The sequence below is a fragment of the Pseudomonas sp. SK2 genome, from assembly GCF_016772395.1.
Classification (GTDB): Bacteria; Pseudomonadota; Gammaproteobacteria; order Pseudomonadales; family Pseudomonadaceae; genus Aquipseudomonas; species Aquipseudomonas taiwanensis.
Genome location: NZ_CP061944.1, coordinates 1869505 through 1884368 on the forward strand (window position 1 = coordinate 1869505; position 14864 = coordinate 1884368).

At 61.6% G+C, this 14864-nt stretch carries 13 protein-coding genes; 9 read left to right on the forward strand and 4 right to left on the reverse strand.

Going from position 1 to position 14864, the window contains the following annotated elements; genetic code table 11:
- The first annotated feature begins 49 nt into the window (after positions 1–49).
- The 5 genes from clpP to IF103_RS08300 all read left to right on the forward strand — a co-directional run bounded on the left by clpP (position 50) and on the right by IF103_RS08300 (position 7112).
- Positions 50–691, forward strand: a complete 642-nt coding sequence (gene clpP, locus IF103_RS08280) for an ATP-dependent Clp endopeptidase proteolytic subunit ClpP (RefSeq protein WP_003259400.1) — start codon at positions 50–52, stop codon at positions 689–691.
- A 108-nt stretch (positions 692–799) separates the two neighbouring features.
- On the forward strand, positions 800–2083 hold the full coding sequence (clpX, locus tag IF103_RS08285) for an ATP-dependent Clp protease ATP-binding subunit ClpX (protein WP_023379635.1): 1284 nt from the start codon (positions 800–802) through the stop codon (positions 2081–2083).
- Between the two features lie 152 nt (positions 2084–2235).
- Positions 2236–4632 (forward strand): endopeptidase La, encoded by a 2397-nt coding sequence (lon, locus tag IF103_RS08290; protein ID WP_023379636.1) that lies wholly within the window; start codon positions 2236–2238, stop codon positions 4630–4632.
- Between the two features lie 151 nt (positions 4633–4783).
- Entirely contained in the window at positions 4784–5056 is a 273-nt protein-coding gene (hupB, locus tag IF103_RS08295; RefSeq protein WP_011533117.1) for a nucleoid-associated protein HU-beta, read from the forward strand.
- Positions 5057–5240: 184 nt separating this feature from the next.
- Entirely contained in the window at positions 5241–7112 is a 1872-nt protein-coding gene (locus IF103_RS08300) for a SurA N-terminal domain-containing protein (RefSeq protein ID WP_027906794.1), read from the forward strand.
- Positions 7113–7221: 109 nt separating this feature from the next.
- Here the strand turns inward: IF103_RS08300 and IF103_RS08305 are convergent, their stop codons facing one another.
- On the reverse strand, positions 7222–8262 hold the full coding sequence (locus IF103_RS08305; protein WP_023379638.1) for a patatin-like phospholipase family protein: 1041 nt from the start codon (positions 8260–8262) through the stop codon (positions 7222–7224).
- Positions 8263–8428: 166 nt separating this feature from the next.
- On the opposite strand from IF103_RS08305, the gene IF103_RS08310 reads away from it, so the two are divergent.
- The 3 genes from IF103_RS08310 (at position 8429) to IF103_RS08320 (ending at position 10376) form a co-directional block, all read left to right on the forward strand.
- Positions 8429–8707 (forward strand): hypothetical protein, encoded by a 279-nt coding sequence (locus tag IF103_RS08310; RefSeq protein ID WP_023379639.1) that lies wholly within the window; start codon positions 8429–8431, stop codon positions 8705–8707.
- A 14-nt stretch (positions 8708–8721) separates the two neighbouring features.
- Positions 8722–9492 carry a CHAD domain-containing protein gene (locus tag IF103_RS08315; RefSeq protein ID WP_023379640.1) on the forward strand — a complete coding sequence of 257 codons (771 nt, stop codon included), beginning with the start codon at positions 8722–8724 and terminating at the stop codon, positions 9490–9492.
- A gap of 86 nt (positions 9493–9578) precedes the next feature.
- Entirely contained in the window at positions 9579–10376 is a 798-nt protein-coding gene (locus IF103_RS08320) for an acyl-CoA thioesterase (protein ID WP_023379642.1), read from the forward strand.
- Between the two features lie 37 nt (positions 10377–10413).
- Here the strand turns inward: IF103_RS08320 and IF103_RS08325 are convergent, their stop codons facing one another.
- The 3 genes from IF103_RS08325 to IF103_RS08335 form a co-directional block, all read right to left on the reverse strand.
- A complete protein-coding gene (locus IF103_RS08325) occupies positions 10414–10782 on the reverse strand; it encodes an Mpo1-like protein (protein ID WP_023379643.1) in 369 nt (122 codons plus the stop codon).
- 75 nt (positions 10783–10857) lie between these two features.
- On the reverse strand, positions 10858–12336 hold the full coding sequence (locus IF103_RS08330) for a methyl-accepting chemotaxis protein (protein WP_023379644.1): 1479 nt from the start codon (positions 12334–12336) through the stop codon (positions 10858–10860).
- An 88-nt stretch (positions 12337–12424) separates the two neighbouring features.
- Positions 12425–13222: a TatD family hydrolase gene (locus IF103_RS08335; RefSeq protein ID WP_023379645.1), complete on the reverse strand. Its 798-nt coding sequence runs from the start codon at positions 13220–13222 to the stop codon at positions 12425–12427.
- Positions 13223–13381: 159 nt separating this feature from the next.
- On the opposite strand from IF103_RS08335, the gene IF103_RS08340 reads away from it, so the two are divergent.
- Positions 13382–14788 carry an MltF family protein gene (locus IF103_RS08340; RefSeq protein WP_023379646.1) on the forward strand — a complete coding sequence of 469 codons (1407 nt, stop codon included), beginning with the start codon at positions 13382–13384 and terminating at the stop codon, positions 14786–14788.
- The last annotated feature ends 76 nt before the right edge of the window (positions 14789–14864 follow it).

A 14864-nucleotide genomic window follows, 5' to 3' on the forward strand; every position in this document is an offset into this window, starting at 1 on the left:
CTGGCTTGTGCGTATTCAAGCCATGACTATTTGGGAGTGAGCGCAGGACATGTCCCGCAATTCTTATATTCAGCAGAGCTCTGACATCCAGGCCGCAGGCGGTCTGGTCCCGATGGTTATCGAGCAGTCCGCCCGTGGCGAACGTGCCTATGACATTTACTCGCGCCTGTTGAAGGAGCGAGTGATCTTCCTGGTTGGCCCTGTAGAGGACTACATGGCGAACCTGGTGGTGGCGCAACTGCTGTTCCTTGAAGCGGAAAACCCGGACAAGGATATCCATCTGTACATCAACTCTCCGGGCGGCTCCGTGACTGCTGGCATGTCGATCTACGACACCATGCAGTTCATCAAGCCGGACGTCTCGACCATTTGCATCGGCCAGGCCTGCAGCATGGGCGCCTTCCTTCTGGCGGCCGGTGCCAAGGGCAAGCGTCACTGCCTGCCGAACTCGCGTGTGATGATCCACCAGCCGCTGGGCGGCTTCCAGGGTCAGGCCACCGATATCGAGATCCACGCCCAGGAAATCCTCAACATCAAGGCGCGCCTGAACGAGCTGCTGGCCTACCACACTGGCCAGGACCTGGAGACCATCAAGCGCGACACCGAGCGTGACAACTTCATGAGCGCCTCGCGCGCGGCCGAGTACGGCCTGATCGACTCGGTATACGACAAGCGGCAACTGGCCTCCTGAACCCAGGTGCCAGAGCAGGTAGGTGCCGAAAGCGCCTACCTGCGGACTTGAAAAAGCCCGCAATTGCCTTCATCTTGTGTTGCAAGCCTACCGGATTGGATCGATCGAATGACTGACACCCGTAACGGCGAGGACAGCGGCAAATTGCTCTATTGCTCCTTCTGCGGCAAAAGCCAGCACGAAGTGCGCAAATTGATTGCCGGGCCCTCGGTATTTATCTGCGACGAGTGCGTCGACCTGTGCAACGACATCATCCGTGAGGAGGTGCAGGAAGCCCAGGCCGAAAGCAGCGCGCACAAATTGCCTTCGCCGAAAGAAATCAGCGGCATCCTGGACCAGTACGTAATTGGTCAGGAGCGCGCCAAGAAGGTGCTGTCCGTAGCGGTGTACAACCACTACAAGCGCCTGAACCAACGTGACAAGAAGGGTGACGAGGTCGAACTCGGCAAGAGCAACATCCTGCTCATCGGGCCAACCGGCTCGGGCAAGACTCTGCTCGCCGAAACCTTGGCACGTCTGTTGAACGTACCGTTCACCATCGCTGACGCCACGACCCTGACCGAAGCCGGTTATGTGGGCGAGGACGTCGAGAACATCATTCAGAAGCTGTTGCAAAAGTGCGACTACGACGTGGAGAAGGCCCAGATGGGTATTGTCTACATCGACGAAATCGACAAGATTTCACGTAAGTCGGACAACCCGTCGATTACCCGCGATGTATCGGGTGAGGGCGTGCAGCAAGCGCTGTTGAAACTGATCGAAGGCACCGTCGCCTCCGTACCGCCGCAAGGGGGCCGCAAGCACCCGCAACAGGAATTCCTGCAGGTTGATACCCGCAACATCCTGTTCATTTGTGGTGGCGCCTTCTCGGGCCTGGAAAAGGTCATCCAGAACCGCTCCACCAAAGGTGGCATCGGTTTCGGCGCGGAAGTGCGCAGCAAGGAAGAAGGCAAGAAGGTCGGTGAGTCGCTGCGTGAGGTCGAGCCGGACGATCTGGTGAAGTTTGGCCTGATCCCCGAGTTCGTTGGCCGTCTGCCAGTGCTGGCGACGCTCGACGAGTTGGACGAGGCTGCACTGATGCAGATCCTCACCGAGCCGAAGAACGCCCTCACCAAGCAATATGCCAAGCTGTTCGAGATGGAAAGCGTGGACCTCGAGTTCCGCAGCGACGCCCTCAAGGCCGTCGCCCGCAAGGCCCTGGAGCGCAAGACTGGCGCCCGTGGCCTGCGTTCGATCCTCGAAGGCGTGCTGCTCGACACCATGTACGAGATTCCTTCGCAGAAGGATGTCAGCAAGGTGGTGATCGACGAGAGCGTCATCGAAGGCACTTCGCAGCCGCTGCTGATCTACGAAAACAGTGAGCCGCAAGCCAAGGCCGCACCTGACCTCTGAGTCGGGCGATGGCAACAAGCAAGAAGGGGCCTACGGGCCCCTTTCTGCTTTTCCTTCTCCAGCGCTTGTAATTTGCCAAGCCTGCCCCCACATTAGGTCCAAGCATAATTTCCACCGGTTTCCGGCCATAAGGCCGCTGTAGAGGCGAAATCATGAAGACCACCCTCGACTTGCCTCTTTTGCCATTGCGCGATGTCGTTGTTTACCCGCACATGGTTATCCCGCTGTTCGTGGGGCGCGAAAAGTCTATCGAAGCCCTCGAGGCCGCGATGACGGGCGAAAAGCAGATTCTCCTGCTTGCCCAGAAGAACCCAGCCGATGACGATCCGGGCGAAGACGCCCTGTATCGTGTCGGTACCGTTGCCACCGTGCTGCAACTGCTGAAATTGCCTGATGGCACCGTGAAGGTGTTGGTCGAGGGCGAACAGCGCGGCGCGGTCGAGCGTTTCACCGAAGTTGAAGGGCACATCCGTGCCGAAGTGTCCCTGATCGACGAAGTCGACGCCGCCGAGCGCGAGTCGGAAGTCTTCGTGCGTACCCTGCTGTCGCAGTTCGAGCAGTACGTCCAACTGGGTAAGAAAGTCCCCGCCGAGGTGCTGTCGTCGCTCAACAGCATCGAAGAGCCGGGCCGCCTGGTCGATACCATGGCTGCCCACATGGCGCTGAAGATCGAGCAGAAGCAGGAAATCCTTGAGATCGTCGACCTGCCGGCCCGTGTCGAGCATGTGTTGGCGCTACTGGATGCGGAAATCGACCTGCTGCAGGTGGAAAAACGCATCCGCGGTCGGGTCAAAAAGCAAATGGAGCGCAGCCAGCGCGAGTACTACCTGAATGAGCAGATGAAGGCCATTCAGAAGGAGCTCGGTGACGGCGACGAAGGCCACAATGAAGTCGAAGAGCTGAAGAAGCGCATCGAAGCCGCCGGCCTGCCCAAGGACGCACTGGCCAAGGCCCAGGCCGAGTTGAACAAGCTCAAGCAGATGTCGCCGATGTCGGCCGAGGCCACGGTGGTCCGCTCCTACCTCGACTGGCTGGTGCAGGTGCCGTGGAAGGCCCAGAGCAAAGTGCGCCTGGACCTGGCCAAGGCCGAGGAAATTCTCGATGCCGACCACTATGGCCTGGAAGAGGTCAAGGAGCGCATTCTCGAGTACCTCGCCGTACAGAAGCGCGTAAAGAAAATTCGCGGCCCGGTGCTGTGCCTGGTCGGTCCGCCTGGCGTCGGCAAGACCTCGCTGGCCGAGTCGATCGCTGCCGCCACCAACCGCAAGTTCGTGCGCATGGCCCTCGGTGGCGTGCGTGACGAAGCCGAGATCCGGGGTCACCGTCGTACCTACATCGGTTCGATGCCGGGTCGTCTGATCCAGAAAATGACCAAGGTGGGTGTGCGCAACCCGCTGTTCCTGCTCGACGAAATCGACAAGATGGGCAGCGACATGCGTGGCGACCCGGCTTCGGCGCTGCTGGAAGTGCTGGATCCGGAGCAGAACCACAACTTCAACGACCACTACCTGGAGGTCGATTACGACCTCTCGGACGTGATGTTCCTCTGCACCTCGAACTCGATGAACATCCCGCCGGCGCTGCTCGACCGCATGGAAGTCATCCGTCTGCCGGGCTACACCGAGGACGAGAAGATCAACATCGCGGTCAAGTACCTGACCCCGAAGCAGGTCAAGGCCAACGGTTTGAAGAAGGAAGAGCTCGAGATCGACGTCTCGGCCATCCGCGACATCATTCGCTACTACACCCGCGAAGCCGGTGTGCGTGGCCTTGAGCGGCAGATCGCCAAGGTATGCCGCAAGGTGGTCAAGGAACATACCGGGCAGAAGCAGGTCAAGGTCAAGGTTACCAGCGAGCAGCTCGAGCACCTGCTTGGCGTGCGCAAGTTCCGCTATGGCCTGGCCGAGCAGCAAGACCAGATCGGCCAGGTTACCGGCCTTGCCTGGACCCAAGTGGGCGGCGAATTGCTGACCATCGAGGCCGTGGTGATTCCGGGCAAGGGCCAGTTGATCAAGACCGGCTCGCTGGGCGATGTTATGGTCGAGTCGATCACGGCCGCGCAGACCGTGGTTCGCAGCCGTGCCCGAAGCCTGGGCATTGCCGCCGATTTCCACGAGAAGCACGACGTGCACATCCACATGCCAGAGGGGGCAACGCCCAAAGACGGGCCGAGCGCGGGTATCGGCATGTGCACTGCGCTGGTGTCGGCACTGACCCAGATTCCGGTGCGCGCCGATGTTGCCATGACCGGTGAGATCACCCTGCGTGGCCAGGTTCTGGCTATCGGCGGCTTGAAGGAAAAACTGCTGGCGGCACACCGTGGCGGGATCAAGACGGTGATCATTCCCGAGGAGAATGTTCGCGATCTGAAGGAGATTCCGGAAAATATCAAACAGGATCTTCAGATCAAACCCGTCAAATGGATTGACGAAGTCCTGCAAATTGCGCTGCAATACGCCCCGGAGCCCTTGCCAGATGTGGCTCCGGAGATAGTCGCGAAAGATGAAAAGCGCGACGGCGATGCTAAGGAAAGAATCAGCACGCACTAGTAGTTTTTAGCTGGGGGGCTTTCCTTGACAGTTTTTTCGGGGCCTTGCTATAAAGCGGCACGCTATTGTCAACAAGCCGCCCAGCGCACGTTTCATAAGCTTTTCATTACATACTTAGAAACAAACTCAATAGAGAATAAGGGGACTTAGAGTGAACAAGTCGGAACTGATTGACGCTATCGCCGCATCTGCTGACATCCCGAAAGCTGTAGCCGGCCGTGCGCTGGACGCAGTCATCGAATCCGTCACCGGCGCCCTGAAGCAAGGTGACGATGTGGTACTGGTTGGCTTCGGTACCTTCTCGGTCAAGGAGCGCGCCGAGCGCACCGGCCGCAACCCACAGACCGGCAAGGCTATCAAGATCGCTGCCGCCAAGGTTCCAGGCTTCAAGGCTGGTAAAGGCCTGAAAGACGCCGTCAACTAAGTCGTCTCTTTCAGCCGGTCCTGGCTTGGCCAGGTCCGACCGCGTGGCGGTGGGGCGCAAACGTTCCCGCCGAGCACGCCCGCTTTGAGAAGGCGCATCCACCGGATGCGCCTTTCTTCATATCAGGACTCTACCCACGCTCCGCGGTTGTCGACGCAGTGGTACAACCGTTTCTGGGGGACGCATGCTGCAAAATATCAGGGACAATTCACAAGGTTGGATTGCCAAGACCATCATCGGCCTCATCGTCGTGCTGATGGCGTTGACCGGGTTCGAGGCCATTTTTCAGGCCGCCACTCATTCGCAGGACGCCGCCAAGGTGAACGGCCAGACCATCAGCCAGAACGAGCTGAGCCAGGCCGCGGACATGCAGCGTCGTCAGCTGATGCAACAGCTGGGCAAGGATTTCGACCCTGCGCTGCTGGATGACAAGATGCTGCGCGACGCCGCGCTCAACGGGCTCATCGAACGCAAACTGCTGCTGCAGGGAGCCGAGGACGCCAAGTTTGCCTTATCCGAGGCAGCGCTGGATCAAGTGATCCTGCAAAGACCGGAATTCCAGGTCGACGGCAAGTTCAATGCCGACCGTTTCGACCAGGTCATCCGCCAGATGGGCTATGGCCGCATGCAGTTCCGCGACATGCTCGCCGAAGAAATGCTCATCGGCCAACTGCGTACCGGCCTTGCCGGCAGCAGCTTCGTCACTGACAAGCAGGTGGAGGCATTCGCTCGCCTGGAAAACCAGACCCGTGACTTCGCTTCCCTGACCTTCAAGGCCAACCCGGCTGTGGTCAAGGTCAGCGACGAAGAGGTCAAGGCGCATTATGACGAGCATGCCAAGGAGTTCATGTCGCCGGACCAGGTGGTCATCGACTACATCGAGTTGAAGAAGTCGGTGTTCTTCGACCAGGTCAAAGTGACCGATGACGAGCTCAAGGCCCAGTACGAGAAAGAAATCGCCAACCTGGCCGAACAGCGCCATGCCGCTCACATCCTGATCGAAGTCAACGACAAGGTCAGCGATGCCCAGGCCAAGGCCCGCATCGAGGAAGTCGAGCAGCGTCTGGCCAAGGGTGAGGATTTCGCCGCCCTGGCCAAGGAGTTCTCCCAGGACCCTGGCTCGGCCAACAGCGGTGGTGATCTCGGTTTCGCTGGCCCGGGCGTCTATGACCCCGCCTTCGAGGATGCGCTGTACAAGCTCAAGGACGGTCAGGTATCGGCTCCGGTGCGCACCGAGTTCGGCTACCACCTGATCAAGCTGCTGGGCGTGCAGGCGCCGGAAGTACCGAGCTTTGCCAGCCTCAAGGACAAGTTGACTCGCGACCTGAAGCTGCCGCTGGTCGAGCAGCGTTACGTCGATGCCGCCAAGCAGTTGCAGGATGCCGCTTACGAGGCGTCCGACCTGGTTCAGCCGGCCCAGGACCTGAACCTGAAGGTGCAGACTTCGGCACCGTTCGGTCGTGAAGGCGGCGAAGGTATCACTGCCAACCGTGCGGTGATCCAGGCGGCATTCTCCGAAGAAGTGCTGGAGGAGGCTGCCAACAGCACCGCCATCGAGCTCGACCCGGAGACCACCGTGGTGCTGCGCGTCAAGGAGCACCGCAAGCCTGAGCAACTGCCGCTGGAGGCCGTGGCCAAGAACATCAGGGAGCACCTGGCCAAAGAGAAGGCTACCGCCGAGCTCAAGGCCAAAGCCGACAAGCTGATTGCAGGTCTGCGCGATGGTTCCATCGCCGCGGGTGCTGCATACGAAGGGCAGGGGTGGACTGCACATGAAGCCGTTACCCGTGGCCAGGACGGTATCGACCCGGCCGAGTTGCAGGCGCTGTTCCGTCTGGCCAAGCCGCAAGCCAAGGACAAACCGGTGTTCGGCAGTGTGGTGCTCAATGACGGCAGCCTGGTAGTGCTGCAACTCAAGGGCGTGAACGAAGGCGCCGCCGCTAGCGACGAGGAGAAGCTGCAGATCCGCAGCTACCTCGCTTCGCGGGCCGGTCAGCAGGACTTCGCGGCCTACCGCAAGCAGCTGGAAGCCAAAGCGGACATCACTCGTTACTGAGTGGTTGCTGCAAACCGAAACAGGCCGCTCATGCGGCCTGTTTCGTTTCTGCGGCTTGGGTTGGCCTCATCACCGGCAAGCCGCTACCGCGGGGTAAGGGGGCGGAGGTCTAACGCTTCTCACCCTCGTAGTTATCGAGGGTATCCCGGGCAATCTCACGCCCCAGTGCGATCAGCTCAGGCGCCTTGTAGAACTCAAAGAACCGGCATACACGTTTGGGCACGTTGATCAGCACATCCGGCGGGTACCCTGCGATCTTGTACTGCGCCAGCGAGGTTTGCATCACTTCGAAGCTCTGGTTGATCAGGTCCAGCAGTGACGCCGGACCGACGTTGTCGATGATGAACGAGCCGGTGGCTGACTTGGGGGCACCTTCGCGCTCCGGAGCTGCCGCAGGCTGCTGAGCTTCGGGGTCGGCGACGTCGGCGAGCCAGGGGTTGGGGGGCGCGAGCCCCTCGGCGACGATCTCCTGTTCGATACGTATCAACTCTTCTGCGGGCTTGCGCCGGAACGGCAAGCGCGACCCCAGCGAGGTCAGCAGCGCGTCGAAGCGCATCTTGAAGGCTGCCGGGCGCTCGATGACAGGCAACTGATACTGTTTCTGGTTGGTGGCGTTGAGATTGACCGCGATGATCAGATCGCAGTGGCTGGATACCACCGGCACGATTGGCAGCGGGTTGAGGATGCCGCCGTCGACCAGCATGCGATTGCCCTGCATCACGGGCGTGAACAGGCTCGGAATGGCCGCCGAAGCACGCATGGCCTGGTGCAGGCAGCCCTCCTGGAACCAGATTTCCTGCTGGTTGGTGAGGTCGGTGGCTACCGCCGTGTAGGGTATGCGCAACTGTTCGATGTTGATTTCGCCGACGATCTTGCGAATCTGGCCAAACACCTTGTCGCCGCGAATGGCGCCAAGGCGGAAGCTGACATCCACCAGGCGCAGCACATCCAGGTAATCGAGGCTTTCGATCCAGTTGCGGTAGTCGTCGAGCTTGCCGGCGGCGTAGATGCCACCAATCACCGCGCCCATGGAGCAACCGGCAATGCAGGCGATATCATAACCGCGCCGTTCGATTTCCTCGATCACGCCAATGTGGGCGTAGCCCCGAGCCCCACCCGATCCCAACACCAGCGCTACACGTTTGTTCATGATCGTTCCCCGGCTTGTGCAACCATTGTCCAACAATGCACGCTTTGATGCCTGTGCTTCAATGTAGACCGCGCTGGACTACTCTAAGCAAGGCATATCGAGCAGGGCACTTTTCAGCGGACCGTGCGTCGAACAGCCACACTTATTTTCTTTTGAGGTAACACTGATGAAAGCCTGGATCTGCCTTCCTCTGATTGCCCTGGCCCTTGCTGGCTGTGCGGGCAAGACGGCCTACCGTGACAGCTGTGCGACCCAGTTGGATGCCGCCTGGAAGGAGCTCGACCTGGCCAAGGCCGAAGGCTTTGCCGGTACCGTCAGTTACTCCAAGGCACTGTCGCTGTTGACCGGGGCCAAGACCCAGCAACAGTTCGAAGGCTTCGAAGGGTGTACCCGCAAAGCCGAGAAGGCACGCTTCTATATCCGTGAGTCCCGCGCCGGGCGCTGACCGGGGAGCGTCATATGCCCACCACCATGCTCGATCATGTCGTTGCCCAGATCCTGAACCTGCAGGTGCGACTGTTGGCGAGTCGCGAGCGTCTGGCTGCCGATACCGACAGCGAGGCGCTGCATGATCTGCGCACCAGCCTACGGCGCTTGCGTAGCCTGTTGCGGCCGTTGCGCGGGTTGCCTGGGGTGGAGCAACTGGAAGATGCCGCCAGGGCGTTGGGTAGCCTGACCACGCCATTGCGAGACCGTGAGGTGCTGGGTGCAGAGCTGGTTCGCCGTGGCATCGTCCAGGCGGGGAAGCGGCGTCTGGAAGGGCGGGGCAATACCTTCGCCAGCGTGGCGAACAGCGCGCAACTAGGCCGGGTGCTGGCCATTCTCGATGCGTTTCCCTTGTTCCTGCGTGCGGCTGATCGCGAGGGGCTGACCAAGTCGCTCGACAGGCGCATCGACAAGCGTCTGGACAAGCAATGGCGCAAATTGCGCAAGGCGCTGGCCGACCCTGCCCATGACCGGCATCGCTTGCGTTTGCTGATCAAGCGAGCCCGTTATGGTGATGAAGCCTATCCGCAACTGGGGCATACGGGGAAGAAACTGCGGCGTCTGCTCAAGCGTGCGCAGGGTGACCTGGGCGACTGGCATGATCGGCTGCAATGGCTGATACAGGCTCGCGAGCAGGCGGACCTAGCCTCCTGCGGTGCGGACTGGGAGCAGGAGTTGCATGAGGCCGAGCGTCAGTCCGATGTCACCTTGGATGCCCTGCAGGCGGCGCTTGAGCACAGATAGCCCTGCAAATGACCGAAATGCGGGCTGATGGCTCGTGGCAGGGCCTTTAGTATGGCCTCATATGCCTGCCCGAGGAGCCTTGCCCCGTGAACTTCGATCAATTGCTCAATGCTGTAGGAGCGCAATCCGACCCCATCAGCATCCCACCTGAGTGGGCCCAGGGCCGCGCTGTGTTCGGTGGCCTCATGGCGGCCATGGTCTACAAGGCCATGAGCTTGAAACTGCCTGACGATCGGCCGGTGCGTTCGCTGGCCATCAGCTTCGTTGCCCCGGCTGCCCCCGATGTACCGATACGCTTCGAGGCCGAGGTGCTGCGCGAGGGCAAGGCGGTTAGCACGCTGCTGGGCCGAGCCGTGCAAGGTGGTCAGGTCGTCACCCTGATCCAAGGCAATTTTGGTGCGGGGCGGCCTTCGGTGGTCGACGTGCCAGCACAGCCTGCGATCCCCATGAAGGCGCTCGAAGCGTCTGCCCCGGAGCTTCCCTATATCAAAGGAGTCACCCCGGAGTTCATGCGCCATGTGGCCCTGCGCTGGGCGATCGGTGGTCTACCGTTCAGCGGCAATGCATCACGGCAGATGGGGGGCTGGGTGCGACTGCGCGATGTTGCACAGGCGCAGGTCAACGTAGCTCACCTGCTCGCCCTGGTCGATGCCTGGCCGCCCAGCCTGATGCCCTTCCTGAAACAGCCGGCGGCGGGCAGTACCCTGACCTGGACCATCGAGTTCATCCAGCCGACGCCGAAACTGTCGACCTTGGACTGGTGCCGCTATTGCGTCGAAACCGAACATGCCCGCGATGGCTACGGACACGCGGCGGCAGCCCTGTGGACGGCCGACGGTGAGTTGCTGGCGCTGAGCCGGCAAACGGTCACGGTATTCGCCTAGCGGGTGCGAAGCAGGACGCCCACAGGAGGGAGGAGCTTCAACGCCGATGTTTGTGTCGCTCTCGCCAGGCACGCCACCAGGCGCCGCTGAGCACGAACCGCGGAAAGGTGATGAACTGCTCGGTCAGCAGGCGTTTTACGGCATCCTTGCGGTTGGCGAAGGGTTCCGGTTGCTCGGCTTCCAGGCGATGGCCTTGGCGCTGCATGCCAAGGCCTGCGATCAGGGCGATGACACCGACTGCGATCTGGCCCAAGTCCAGCGCGACGATACCCGATAGCACCAGTAGCGCGCCCAGGATGAACAGCGGCACCGCGATCAGGTGGAGCACCAGGTTGGTGGGGTGGCGGTGGTTGTGATGGTAGCCGCGCCATTGCCAGGCGGGCAGATTGGGCAGACGTTTGCTCATGGGCATTTCCTCTCGGTCATGCCCAAAGCTTAGTGCCGCCGAGGATCGGCAGCCAATCGACGCTGGCTATGGTGACTATAGCTTGAGTTGGCCAATAGCCTTGTTCAGTTCCCCGGCCAAGGTCGCCAGTTCGCTGCTGGTGGTGGCCGAGCCGACGGTCTGCTGCACGGTTTCTTCGGTCACGTCGCGAATGCTCACCACCGCGCGATTCATCTCTTCGGCGACTTGGCTTTGCTGCTCCGCGGCCACGGCGATCTGGGTATTGCTCTCGCGCATCTGCGCCACGGCGTCAGTGATCTCTGCCAGGGCGATGCCGGCTTCCTGCGCTTGCTTGACGCAGTCGTCAGCCTTGTACGAGCTCTCTTGCATGAACTCGACGGCATCGCGGGTGCCGGACTGCAGCGCCGCGACCATGGTGGTGATTTCGTCGGTGGAGGTTTGTACGCGCTTGGCCAGGTTGCGCACCTCGTCGGCGACCACGGCGAAACCGCGGCCCAGGTCGCCGGCGCGGGCGGCCTCGATAGCGGCGTTGAGTGCCAGCAGGTTGGTCTGTTCGGCAATGCTGTGAATGACGCTGACCACACCGTTGATCTTCTGGCTGTCATCAGCGAGCTGGCGGATCATTTCGGCGGTTTGTTGCACGCCGCTGGACAGCCCGGAGATCGAATCCTGAACCCGGTTGACGACATCCTTGCCGCTCCCGGCCAAGGTATCAGCGGTCTGCGAAAGGTCGCGGGTGGCGCCGGCGTGCTGGGCGATGTGATGCACGGTGGCCGACATCTCGTTGATGGCCGTGGCGGCCTGGTCGGTTTCGCTCTGTTGGCCAAGCATGCCGTGGCGCACCTCGTTCATGCTCGCTGCCAGGCGCGCAGCGCCGGAGTCCAGTTGCGCGGCGGTACGTGCCACGGTGCTGACCACGCGGTGATAGGTCGACTGCATGGCATTGAAGGCACCGGCCATCTGGCCGACTTCATCGCCACAGGCCAAGGGGACCCGCGCCGACAAGTCGCCGGTTTTCTCCACGTGCAGCATGACGTCCTTGAGGGTGTTGAGTTGGCTCAGCAGGAAGCGAATCAACAGTTGCGACGCGCAGAGCATCGCCAGCATCAGGATCAGCACGCACACTGCATAGTTGGTGAAACGGTCAAGGAACACCTGGCGCAGGCTCGGCGAAGCGGCCAGCACCGCAACCTGCTGGTTGCCATGGCGCAGTACTTGGGCGCCACGTAGCGGGTTGTCGCCGAGGATCCAGGCGGCGGGTAACTCGACCCAGCCCTGGGCATCGCGCAGGCCTTCCACGGGTTCGCCGGCATAGGTTGGAGTTTGCCCGGACTGCCAGGTGATGACATTGGCCTGCACGGGCAGGGCTTGCCCGGTTGGCCAGGCAGCCAGTAGCGCTGCCTGGGCGGATGCCTGGCCCTGCGCGGCTTCCGCCCGGGCGCGTTGCTCCAGGTGCACGGCGTACAGCACCAGTAGCAGGGTCGTGACGAAGGCCACCGCGTTGACGGCCCAGAACTTGTACTTCAGGGAAACATTGCTAATCCAGGCACCCATGGGCAGGTCTTCTCTGAGTTGAGCGGGAACATTGTTGGCAAGGTGCCATCATTGTGCCCGGGCAAGCCAGCGCCTGTGTTGATATGCGTCAACGGAGCCCGAAGAAGGCCCGTGCCGTTGCCGTGGTGTGGGCGGCGGTGTGCTCCAGCGATTCGCCACGATGCAAGGCCACCTCGCGCAATACTTCGGGCAGGAACGCTGGCTCGTTGCGTCCATTCTTCGGTTTTGGCCGTAGGCTGCGCGGCAGCAGATAGGGCGCATCGCTCTCCAGCATCAGCCGGCCTTCGGGGATGTTCCCAACCAGAGGGTGCAGGTGGGTTCCCCGGCGTTCATCGCAGATCCAGCCGGTCATTCCGATATGCAGGTCGAGGTCCAGGTAGCTGAACAGCGCCGCGCGCTCGCCTGTGAAGCAGTGCACCACAGCGGCAGGCAGGTGGTCGCGGAAGTCCTTGAGCACCGCCAGCAGGCGTTCGCTGGCGTCGCGCTCGTGCAGGAACACCGGCAGGCGCAATTCGGCGGCGAGCGCCAGCTGGGCTTCCAGGGCTTTTTCCTGCAGCGGGCGAGGGGAGAAGTCGCGGTTGAAATCCAGCCCGCATTCGCCGACTGCACGCACCCTTGGTTCGTTCAGCAGTTGGCGCAACTGGCGTTCGCTGTCGGCATCCCAGGATGTGGCGTCATGGGGGTGCACACCGGCGGTGGCGAACAGGTGGCGGGCGTCTGCATCGAGCTGCTGACACAGGGCCAGGGCCTGTTCGCTGATTTCCAGGCTGGTGCCCGTCAGGACCATCTGCGCCACACCGGCCTCGATGGCGCGTTCGACAATGGCCGCCTGTTGATCATGAAAGCTGCTGTTGGTCAGGTTGACGCCGATATCGATCAGTTGCATGGTGCTACCTCGTGCCGCGGGGCGGCCAGCATAGCAAAAAGCGCGATATTCGGAAAAAAGCCAAGAACTTCAGGCTGTTGCCGTGGTCTTCTGCCGCCGTTTATTACGAGCTGCCTGTGCCACATGGATGCCGCCTCCCGACCTCGGACACGTTCTAGCATGCTGCGATACCTGCTCATCTTGCTGCTGACGCTTGGGCTGCTCACGACCGGCCAGGCCCAGCCGCGTCTGCCTGGCCCTCAGCAGAGCGTGCCGCCTGCCAATGTCCGTGATCTGGAACACGTCCGCGCCAGTAAAGTGTTGCGGGTTTTGGTCAACCAGAGTCGCAACAGCTCGGGCGAGGTCAAGGGCGAGCCGGTTGGCCTGGAGTATTATCGCCTGCGTGCGCTCGAGCATTACCTCAACGCCCGCGCGGGTGACGGCCAGCAGGTTCAGCTCAAGCTGATCCCCAGGGCCAAGGAGCAATTGCTGGGTGCACTGCAGCGTGGCGAAGGAGACCTGGCCGCGCCGGGCGAGTTGCTCGACCCCTCCATGGTGCGCGGCGTCGACACCAGCGCTCCGGTGCTGGACCTGGTGCCGCTGGTGCTGGTGGGGCGCAAGGGCGAACGCAGCTTCAGCCGGGTCGAGCAACTGTCGGGTCGCACCGTGGCATTGACCAGTGCCAGCGCCGCCGGCCCGGTGATCGAACAGCTCAACCAGCAGTTGGCGTTGCGCAAGCGGCCGCCGATCAAGGTGGAGTGGGTCGATGCGACCCTGGCGATCGAAGACGTGCTGGAGATGGTCCAGGCCGGCATCTACCACCTGACCCTGGTCGAGCGGCCCATTGCGCAGCGCTGGGCCAAGGTGATGCCGCGGCTTCGTCTCGACACCCGGGTGCAAGTGGGCAGGCCGCAGGCCATACGGTGGTATGTCCGGCGCGATGCACCGCAGCTGTTGGCCACCGTCGACCGTTTCCTGCAGGTCTACCGTGCACCGGACAACCAGGATGCGGCATTCGAACGCATCTATCGACGCCAGTACCGTGTGCACGACCCGTTGGCCAAGAAGGACCGCCAGCGGTTGGCCTCGCTGCGCCCGGTGTTGCAGAAGCACGGCCAGGCCCAGCAGATCGACTGGTTGAACCTGGCCGCGCTGGCGTTCAAGGAGTCCACTCTGAACCCAAGTGCCCGTGGCAGTGGAGGGGCCCACGGGCTGATGCAGATCACACCCTCGGCGGCGCAGCGGGTGGGGGTGAGCAATACCGCGACCGTCGATGGCAACGTCCAGGCCAGTGCCCGCTACCTGGCGATGATTCGCCGCAAGTTTTTCGCCAGTGCGCAGATCAACGAGCGTGAACGCATGGCCTTCGTACTGGCAGCCTACAACCTCGGGCCAGAGCGCGTCCAAGCCATGCGTGCCGAGGCTCGGCGCCGAGGCCTCAACGGTAACCAATGGTTCTTCCAAACCGAGCGCATCGCCATGGAGCAGGTGGGGATGGGGCCGGTCAACTTCGTCAACAGCGTCAATAAATACTTCCTGGCGTTCAATCGCGAGCGTGCGGTGTTGGAGCGAGTGGCCAAGCGTTAAAGTATCGAATATATCGATAGTGGTTAGCGTTATTTTGCGATTTTACTATCCGTTAATTTGATTAAGATGGCGCCCA